The 8,224-nt window shown below is 71.6% G+C and carries 7 protein-coding genes; 1 reads left to right on the forward strand and 6 read right to left on the reverse strand.

Going from position 1 to position 8,224, the window contains the following annotated elements; genetic code table 11:
* Positions 1 to 50: 50 nt before the first annotated feature.
* On the forward strand, positions 51 to 1,214 hold the full coding sequence (locus ACFC1F_RS27240) for a permease (protein WP_376162133.1): 1,164 nt from the start codon (positions 51 to 53) through the stop codon (positions 1,212 to 1,214).
* A gap of 33 nt (positions 1,215 to 1,247) precedes the next feature.
* On the opposite strand, the gene ACFC1F_RS27245 is transcribed toward ACFC1F_RS27240, so the two are convergent.
* From ACFC1F_RS27245 to sigJ, 6 genes are all read right to left on the reverse strand, one after another.
* Entirely contained in the window at positions 1,248 to 1,727 is a 480-nt protein-coding gene (locus tag ACFC1F_RS27245) for a hypothetical protein (RefSeq protein ID WP_376162135.1), read from the reverse strand.
* An 81-nt stretch (positions 1,728 to 1,808) separates the two neighbouring features.
* Complete coding sequence (locus tag ACFC1F_RS27250) at positions 1,809 to 3,230, reverse strand: GH1 family beta-glucosidase (protein WP_376162137.1); 1,422 nt, start codon at positions 3,228 to 3,230, stop codon at positions 1,809 to 1,811.
* Between the two features lie 196 nt (positions 3,231 to 3,426).
* Positions 3,427 to 4,326 (reverse strand): carbohydrate ABC transporter permease, encoded by a 900-nt coding sequence (locus tag ACFC1F_RS27255; RefSeq protein WP_376162139.1) that lies wholly within the window; start codon positions 4,324 to 4,326, stop codon positions 3,427 to 3,429.
* A 4-nt stretch (positions 4,327 to 4,330) separates the two neighbouring features.
* Positions 4,331 to 5,272: a carbohydrate ABC transporter permease gene (locus ACFC1F_RS27260; protein ID WP_376162141.1), complete on the reverse strand. Its 942-nt coding sequence runs from the start codon at positions 5,270 to 5,272 to the stop codon at positions 4,331 to 4,333.
* 38 nt (positions 5,273 to 5,310) lie between these two features.
* Positions 5,311 to 6,606, reverse strand: coding sequence for an extracellular solute-binding protein (locus ACFC1F_RS27265; protein WP_376162143.1), 1,296 nt, complete (start codon positions 6,604 to 6,606; stop codon positions 5,311 to 5,313).
* Positions 6,607 to 7,182: 576 nt separating this feature from the next.
* The gene (sigJ, locus tag ACFC1F_RS27270) at positions 7,183 to 8,121 is read right to left on the reverse strand and encodes an RNA polymerase sigma factor SigJ (RefSeq protein ID WP_376162145.1); all 939 of its coding nucleotides are present in this window, start codon (positions 8,119 to 8,121) and stop codon (positions 7,183 to 7,185) included.
* Between the last annotated feature and the right edge of the window lie 103 nt (positions 8,122 to 8,224).

Below are 8,224 nucleotides of genomic sequence, written 5' to 3' on the forward strand. Positions count from 1 at the left end.
TCCGGTGTGTCCGGTGCCCACAGCCGGTCCGGCCGCGGAAGGCTGACGGGATGAACGCGATCCTGCACGCCCTGTCGATCACCGGCTCGATGACCTGGGAGATCACCTGGGCCCTGATTCTGGGCTTCGTCCTGTCGGCCGGCGTCCAGGCCGTGGCGCGCAGGTCCACGATCGTCTCGGTGCTCGGCGACGACCGCCCCCGAACACTCGCCCGCGCCGCCGGGCTGGGGGCGGCCTCCTCGTCCTGCTCCTACGCCGCTGTCGCGCTGGCCCGGTCCCTGTTCCGCAAGGGCGCCGACTTCACCGCGGCCATGGCGTTCGAGATCGCCTCCACCAACCTGGTCGTCGAACTCGGCATCATCCTGGCACTGCTGATGGGCTGGCAGTTCACCGCCGCCGAGTTCGTCGGCGGCCCCGTCATGATCGCGGTGCTGGCGGTGCTGTTCCGGCGGTTCCTCCCCGAGCACCTGCTGCGCGAGGCCCGCCACCAGGCCGGGAAGGGGCGGGCCGGCTCCATGGAGGGCCACGCGGCGATGGACATGTCGGTGCAGCGCGAGGGCTCGTTCGCCGCGCGGCTCATCTCCCGTGAGGGCTACACCTCGGTCTCCCACGTGTTCGTCATGGAGTGGGCCGCGATCCTCCGGGACCTGGTCCTCGGGCTGCTGATCGCCGGGGCGATCGCCGCGTGGGTCCCGGACTCGTTCTGGCACTCCTTCTTCTTCGCCGGGCACCCGGTCGCCGCCAAGCTCTGGGGCCCGCTGATCGGCCCGGTGGTGGCGATGCTGTCCTTCGTCTGCTCGATCGGCAACGTCCCGCTCGCCGTGGTGCTCTGGACCGGGGGAATCAGCTTCGGCGGCGTCGTCTCCTTCATCTTCGCCGACCTGCTGATCCTGCCGATCCTCAACATCTACCGGAAGTACTACGGCCGCAGGACGGCGGTCTTCCTCCTCGTCACCTTCTACGGCGCCATGGTCGTCGCCGGCTACGTCGTCGAGCTCGTCTTCGGCGTGCTCGGCCTCGTCCCGGACCCCGCCACCGCGAAGGTGCCGACCGAAGGCGTCTCCTGGAACTACACCACCTTTCTCAACATCCTCTTCCTCGCCCTGGCCGCCGCCCTGGTGATCCGGTTCCTGCGCACCGGCGGCCGCGCCATGCTCCGGATGATGGGCGGGTCTCCCGGCTCCCGGCACGAGGACCCCGGCACCCGGCCCTGAGCCCGGCCCCGGGCGGCGCGCCGGGGTACGGAGTCACTCGAAGCCCAGCGGCCCGATGCCGAGGTCCTCGCGCATCAGGCCGCGCATCCGGGCCATGGCGGTGCGGCGCTGGGCGATCAGCGGAGCGTCCTCGACGGAGCCGACGGCCACCCCGCGGGCGTAGGCGTCACGGAGCCGGCGCAGGCTGAGGAAGGCCTCGTTGCCCGCCGTGACGACCGGCGTCGGCCCGACGAGCCAGAGGCGCTCGCTCGCCGTGTAAAGACCGGTGCTGCGGAAGGCCTCCCGCACGGCCGCGTCCCGCGCCGCCTCGGACCGGTGGTCGCCGAGGGCCACGGCCCGGATCTCCTCACCCGCCGCCTTGAGCGCGGAGACGAACTCCGTGTACGCCTCGCGCCGCACGTCCAGCGCGTGCCGGGCCTGCTCGCGCCGCCAGCGGGTGCGGTCGGCGATCAGGGTGGCGGCGATTCCGATACCGGCACCGGTGAGCGTGGAGAGCAGGGGCATCCAGTCCATGCGCCGCAGCCTGGCCAACCGGGCCGGGCCCGCGCCAGTGGATTTTCGGCTCTCCTCCGGCCGGGCCGCGCGCCGGGGCGCTCAGACCGGGGACCGGAGCGTGCCCGAGCGGACGACCTCGGCGTACCAGCGGGCGCTGTCCTTGGGGGTGCGCCGCTGGGAGGCGAAGTCGACGTGGACCATGCCGAACCGCTTGCCGTAGCCGTACGCCCACTCGAAGTTGTCGAGGAGGGACCAGAGGAAGTAGCCCCGAACGGGCACGCCGGCGGCGATCGCACGGTGGACGGCGGTGAGGTGGGCGTGCAGGTAGGCGATCCGCTCGGGGTCGTGGACGGCGCCCGCCGGGTCGCTGTAGTCGTCGTAGGCGGCGCCGTTCTCGGTGACCAGCAGGGGCAGGCCGGGCAGTTCGTCGCGCAGCCGGGTGAGCAGTTCGTACAGGCCCTCGGCGTCCACCGGCCAGCCCATCGCGGTGCGTTCGCCCTCGGCGGGCAGGAAGCGGATGCCGTGGTCGGCCGGCCAGGCGGAGCGTTCGCCGCCGCCGTGGCCGTCCTGGCGGGGGGCCTGGCCGGCCGGGTCGTCGGCGGCGACCACGGTCGGGGTGTAGTAGTTGATGCCCAGGGAGTCCAGCGGGCGGGAGATCTCCGCGAGGTCGCCGTCCCGGACGAAGGACCAGTCGGTGACGTGCGCGGTGTCGGCGAGCACGTCGGCCGGGTACCGGCCGTGGAAGACCGGGTCGAGGAAGATCCGGTTGGCCAGGCCGTCGATCCGCCGGGCCGCCTCCCGGTCGGCCGGGCCGTCGGTGAGCGGGCGGACGGCGGCCAGGTTGAGGGTGAGCGAAACCCTTGCCGTGGGCGGGAGTTCGGCCCGCAGTGCGCCGACGGCCAGGCCGTGGGCGAGCAGCAGGTGGTGGTGGGCGGCGAGGGCCGCGGCCGGGTCGGCGCGACCCGGGGCGTGGACGCCGCTGCCGTAGCCGAGGAAGGCGCTGCACCAGGGCTCGTTGAGCGTCGTCCAGGTGGCGATGCGGTCACCCAGGCGGCCGGCGGCCAGCGCGGCGTACTCGGCGAAGCGGTCGGCGGTGGACCGGGCCGTCCAGCCGCCGGCGTCCTCCAACTCCTGTGGGAGGTCCCAGTGGTAGAGCGTCGCGACCGGCGCGATGCCGTGGGCGAGCAGCTCGTCCACCAGCCGGTCGTAGAAGTCGAGGCCGGCCTTGTTGGCCGGACCGCTGCCACCGGGCCGGATCCGCGGCCAGGAGAGCGAGAACCGGTACGCGGGCAGGCCGAGTTCGGCCATCAGTGCGACGTCGTCGCGGTAGCGGTGGTAGTGGTCGGTCGCGATGTCACCGGTGTCACCGTTGCGGACCCTTCCGGGCGTCCGGCTGAAGGTGTCCCAGATGGACGGGGTCCGGCCGTCCTCGTCGGCCGCGCCCTCGATCTGGTACGCGGCGGTGGCCGCGCCCCAGAGGAAGTCGGCGGGGAACGCGAGGGGCGGGGCTTGGTCGGTCATGTCGCCTTCCGGGGTCGCGGGTTCGCAGCTGCGGGTCGCCATTACTGGCTCGCGGTTGGTGGTTCGCGGTACTGGCTCGGGGTCGCCGGTTCGGGCGCTTACTGGTTCGGGTGCTTGCTGCTTCTGGGTCGCTGGTGCGCGCCTGCTGGCTCGGAGTCGCTGGTTCGCGCTCACCGGCTCGGGGGCGGACGCGGGCTCAGCCCTTGACGGCGCCCTGCATGATGCCGCCGACGATCTGGCGGCCCAGCAGGCCGAAGACGAGCAGCACGGGGAGCGTGCCGATCAGGGTGCCGGCCAGGACGATCGACTGGTCGGGTACGTACCCCTGGCCGAGCGACTTCAACGCCACCTGCACGGTCGGGTTCTGGGAGCTGAGGGCGACGACCGGCCAGAAGAAGTCGTTCCAGGTGGCCATGAAGGTCAGCATGCCCAGCACCGCCATACCGGGCCGGGCCACCGGCAGCACGATCGAGCGGAAGATCCGCAGCAGCGAGGCGCCGTCGACGCGCCCGGCCTCGACGAGCTCGTCCGGCAGCGCCTGGACCAGGTACTGCCGCATGAAGAACACCCCGAAGGCCGAGACCAGCGAGGGCAGGATCACCGAGGGCAGGGTGTTCTGCAGGTCGAGCCGCACGATCAGCATGAAGAGCGGGATCACGCCGAGCTGCGGCGGGATCATCATCGTGGCGACGGTGACGCCCAGCAGCAGCCCGCGGCCGCGGAACCGCAGCTTGGCGAAGGCGAAGCCCGCCAGCGTGGAGGAGAGCACCACCCCGGCCGTGACGGTGGCCGACACGATCAGCGAGTTCAGCAGCGCCTCGCCGATCGCCGCCTGCTGGAGGGCCTCGCCGATGTTGTGCAGCAGGTTCGGTCCGGGGGTCAACGCCGGTGTGGCCGAGCTGAGTTCGGCGTTAGACCGGCTGGCGGCCACCAGCGTCCAGTAGAACGGGAAGGCGAACACCACGGTCGCGGCGATCAGCACCGCGTAGGCGAGCGGGCCGCCGTGCAGCGGCGAACGGGGGGCCGGCCGCAGCCGGGAGGCGGACCGCGGACGGAGGGCCGGCCGCAGTCGGGGGGTCGGTCGCAGGAGCGTCACGGGATCACCGGTCCGTACGGTTGCGCCGGGCGGCGACGGCCGCGTTCAGCAGGGCGAGTACGACGATCAGCAGGAACATCACCCAGGCGACGGCGGCCGCCCGGCCCAGGTGGAAGTAGCTCCAGCCCTGCTCGTACAGGTAGAGGCCGAGGGTCTGGTACTGGTGGGAGATCCCGCCGCGCGAGTTGCCCTCGTAGAGCAGCGGTTCGCCGAACAGCTGGGTGGCGCCGATGGTGGAGACCACCACGGTGAAGACGATCGTCGGGCGCAGGCCGGGGACGGTGACGTGCCGGAACTGCTGCCACCGGGAGGCGCCGTCCACCGCGGCCGACTCGTACAGCTCGCCGGGGATGGCCTGCATGCCGGCCAGGTAGATGAGCGCGTTGTAGCCGGTCCACCGCCAGGTGACGATGGCCGAGACGCCGAACTGCGAGGCCCAGGTGCCGGCCTGCCAGTCCACCGGGGAGAGCCCGACCTGGCCGAGCACCCAGTTGATCAGGCCGTAGTCACGCCCGAAGAGCTGGGCGAAGACCAGGGTGGCGGCGGCCACCGAGGTCGCGTACGGCAGCAGCATCGCCACCCGGAAGAAGGTGCGGCCGCGCAGCCGGTAGTTGAGCAGGTGTGCCAGGCCGAGGGCCATCAGCAGCTGCGGGACGGTGGAGAGCACGCCGATGGTGAAGGTGTTGCGCAGCGCGTTCCAGAAGAACGGGTCGGCCAGCAGGCGGGAGTAGTTCTGCAGGCCCAGCCAGTCCATCCGGTCGGCGCTCTGCAACTCGACGCGGTGCAGCGAGACGTACGCCGTGTAGAGGAGGGGGAAGAGTCCGAAGGCGGCGAAGAGGCCGAAGAACGGGGCGAGGAAGCCGTACGGCGCGAGCCGGCCGGCACGACGGGTGCGGGCCTTCGCCGGCCCGGTGGCGGGCAGGCGGGCGGAGGAGACGGTGGCCATGGGCGGTGTCTTCGTGGTGGATTCGTCGGGACTGTCCGTCAGCTTCCGTCGGCCTTGCGGATGTTGTCGATCGCGTGCTTCCAGGCGGAGTCCGGTGCGGTGCCGGTCCGCTCGACCTCGCCGAGGGCGTCGGTGAAGGCCTTGCCGATCACGCCGTCGTCCACGCCGAGCACCTGGGCCGGCATGGCGGCCGCCGACTCGCTGAAGATCCGGCCGATCGGCGCGTTGCCGAAGTAGGGGTCGGTCACGTCCTTGATCGCGGCCTGCGCGCCGACGGAGGAGGGGAAGGAGCCCTGCTTGGTGAACAGGGTGGTCTGCTGCTCCTTGGCGGTCAGCCACTTGATCAGGTCGGCGGCCTCCTTCGGGTGCTTGGCCGTCCTCGGCACGGCCAGGTACGAACCGCCCCAGTTCCCGGTCCGGCCGGGGCCGGGGGCGACGTCCCACGTCCCCGAACCGGCCTCCCCCGCCTGGCCCTTGATGTAGCCGAGCATCCAGGCGGGGCAGCTCAGGGTGGCGAACCTGCCGGTGCTGAAGGCCTTGTTCCACTCCGGGCTCCACTGCGGCAGCTTCGCGGACAGGCCGTCCGCGACGAGCCGCCCGGCGTCGGCCCAGGCGGTCTTCACGGCCTGGCTGGTCTCGAAGACCGGCTTTCCGCTCTCGTCGGCGTAGCGGACCTTCTGCTGGCCGACCTCGGCGGTGAACATGCCCGCGGCGCTGTCGGTCCAGACGTTGCCGGGCGCGGCCTTGGCGACGTACTGCCTGCCGAGGTCGAGGTAGCCCTGCCAGGTCGACCACCGGGCGGCCAGTTCGGTGCGGTCGGTGGGCAGGCCGGCGGCCTTGAACAGGTCGGTGCGGAAGCAGATCGCCTCCGGCCCGATGTCGGTGCCGGCGCCGAGCACCCGGCCGTCCGCGGTCTTCACTGCGGCGCCCTTCCACGGCACCAGCTCGTCGTTGACCGCGCCGAGGCCGAGGGTCTTCAGGTCGGTGAACTTGTCGGCCTGCTTCTGCAGCACGCTCGCCACCCGGCCCACCTCCAGGCCCTGGATGTCCGCAAGGCCGCCGCCACCCGCCAGCTTGGTCTGCAGGGCCTGCCAGTACTGGCCCTCGTCCTGGGTGTCGGTCTGCTTGACGGTGATCTCGGGGTGCAGCTTCGTGTACTCGTCGTAGAGGCCGCTCTCCTTGAAACCGAAGGTGCCGAAGAGGTCGACGGTGATGGTCACCTTGCCGCCGGCGGCGTCGGAGGAGCCGGTGGATCCGTTGGAACCGTTGCAGGCGGTCAGCAGGAGGGCGGCGGCGAGGACGGTGCTGCCGAGGGCGGCGGTGGAGCGGCGCATGAGGTCTCCCAGGCGGGGCGGGTGGGCTTCGTGGCGACGGCGGGGCGGGTGGGCACGGTGGCGTGGGTGGAGGCGCGGTGGGCGTGGCGGGGTACGTGCGGCGGCGCGAGCGGGTGCACGTGGGTGCATGTGGGTGCATGTGGGTGCCGGCGCAGGCTCGCGCACGGGTATGGCGGCCGGAGGAGCGGCCGGGCGGAACGGTTGCGGTGCGATGCGGTGCGGTGCGGTGCGGTGCGGTTGAGAGCGCTTTCTGAGAGCGCTCTCAAGCGCTGAGAGGAGCGTGCCGTGCCGTGGCGCAGCGGTCAAGAGGCTGAAACCCGAACGTAATCTCTGCGGTGTCCCCGGCCGGGCGTTCAGGAGGTGAAGACTACGGCGAGCATGGGCGCTGAGGGGCGCGCCGAGGTGGCCGCCGGCCCCGGTCGGGTCGGGCGGCTGACGGCCCGTACCGGCCGGCGACCGGCGGGGATGACAACCGGCCGAATCTGGGCCCGGCGCTCTTCACCAAGTGACCACCGGGAGGTGCTGCTGTACGGGCACCTGCTCAAGGACCGCCCCCGGACGGTGGGAAAACGCGCCTCAACCCGTCGTCCAACGATGGAGCTTCTGGGGGTTGCGGACGACCCAGATGTGCTTGATCCGGTCGTGCGCGACCTCGAACGCGTACACCGACACGATGACGCCGTCCTGCTGAGCCACCAGACCGGGCTGACCATTGACCGTACGCTCCAGGAGGGTCATGGTGTCGGGCTTGCGGCGGGCGATCTCTCGCCAGACGTGCGCGATCTGCTCAGCGCCTTCGATCGGGTGCGGGAAGGTGATGGCAAGGCCACCGCCGTCGGCGATCGCCGTGGCATCGGGGTCGAGCAGGCCGATCAGGGCGTCGATGTCCTTGGCCTCCCAGGCTTGCTTGAAGTCCCGGACGACCACGGCGCGTTGGGATGCCGAAGTCGTGGAGGGCCGTGCGGCCCGGATGCGGCGGCGGGCCGAGGAGGCCAGCTGGCGGCATGCCGCCGGGGTCCGTCCGACGATCTCGGCCACTTCGCCGAACGAGTGGCAGAACACGTCGTGCAGGATGAACGCGACGCGTTCGGCCGGGGTCATCGATTCGAGTACGACCAGGAAGGCCAGGTTGACCGACTCGTCCAGGGTGACCCGGTCGGCGGGATCGGCCGTCGCACCGTCCGCCCGCCCACTGATCCACTCCGAATGCTCGGGCAGTGGCTCCGGGATCCATTCGCCCACGTAGGTCTCTCGCCTGGCCCGTGCCGAGCCGAGCAGGTTGAGGCAGATGCGGACGGCAACTGTCGTCAGCCAGGCGCCGGGGTTCTCGATGGCGTCCTGTTGCTGCCGCGACATGGCGTACCAGCGGGTGTAGGCCTCCTGGACGGCGTCCTCGGCCTCGGTCAGGGAGCCCAGAAGCCGGTACGCGCGATTGATCAGCCGTCGCCGCTCGCCCATGAGGGCGTCCAGGCCCGGATCGGCCCGGCCGTGTCCTGGCTCGAATCGGGTGCTCATGGTGCCGACGGCTCCCTTCGTCGCGTCTGCCCCTACCGGTTCGACAACACAGCCCCGCGGAATGTGAGGCGACGCACCGACCTCACATTTCGCGGTGCTGTGT

The sequence above is a fragment of the Kitasatospora sp. NPDC056181 genome (genome assembly GCF_042266225.1).
Lineage (GTDB): Bacteria > Actinomycetota > Actinomycetes > Streptomycetales > Streptomycetaceae > Kitasatospora.

Excerpts from the sequence above, each read along its gene's own strand:
- ACFC1F_RS27240 (WP_376162133.1), top strand. The coding sequence starts at position 51 with ATGAACGCGATCCTGCACGCCCTGTCGATCACCGGCTCGATGACCTGG.
- ACFC1F_RS27245 (WP_376162135.1), bottom strand. The coding sequence starts at position 1,727 with ATGGACTGGATGCCCCTGCTCTCCACGCTCACCGGTGCCGGTATCGGA.
- ACFC1F_RS27250 (WP_376162137.1), bottom strand. The coding sequence starts at position 3,230 with ATGACCGACCAAGCCCCGCCCCTCGCGTTCCCCGCCGACTTCCTCTGG.
- ACFC1F_RS27260 (WP_376162141.1), bottom strand. The coding sequence starts at position 5,272 with ATGGCCACCGTCTCCTCCGCCCGCCTGCCCGCCACCGGGCCGGCGAAG.
- ACFC1F_RS27265 (WP_376162143.1), bottom strand. The coding sequence starts at position 6,606 with ATGCGCCGCTCCACCGCCGCCCTCGGCAGCACCGTCCTCGCCGCCGCC.
- sigJ (WP_376162145.1), bottom strand. The coding sequence starts at position 8,121 with ATGAGCACCCGATTCGAGCCAGGACACGGCCGGGCCGATCCGGGCCTG.